The sequence below is a fragment of the Saccharothrix sp. ST-888 genome, from assembly GCF_000955975.1.
In the GTDB taxonomy this organism is placed as follows: domain Bacteria; phylum Actinomycetota; class Actinomycetes; order Streptomycetales; family Streptomycetaceae; genus Kitasatospora.
Genome location: NZ_JYJF01000553.1, coordinates 1 through 361 on the forward strand (window position 1 = coordinate 1; position 361 = coordinate 361).

Here is a 361-nt window from a genome sequence, read left to right on the forward strand (position 1 = left end):
GGCACGCGGAGTGCGGGCCGGCGCCTTCCTGGTCGAACCCGATGGCACGGCCCTGACCCGGAACGCCGGACTCATCGACGCCGGAGCGGTGGCGGTCGAGGTTCAGGAGGCATTCCCGCTCCAGCAGGCCGCCCGAGCGCACAGCCTCGGCGAGACGCGCCGTACGCGGGGCAAGCGCGTCCTGACCGTTGCCTGCTGAACCTCGACCGCCACCGATCCGGCGTGGATGAGGCCGGCGATCCGGGTCAGGCCCGTGCCATCAGGTTCGACCAGGAAGGCGCCGGCCCGCACTCCGCGTGCCTCGGCGGCGTCGCGCAGCTGCTCGGAGACCCCGGCGGGGATCGCGACGATCAGGCCGCCG

The 361-nt window shown here is 74.2% G+C and carries 1 protein-coding gene; it reads left to right on the top strand.

Features of this window, described 5'->3' with window-relative positions; genetic code table 11:
• Nucleotides 1-199: zinc-binding dehydrogenase (locus UK12_RS33745; RefSeq protein ID WP_045307033.1), on the top strand; the 199-nt coding region annotated here is incomplete at its 5' end.
• Between the last annotated feature and the right edge of the window lie 162 nt (nt 200-361).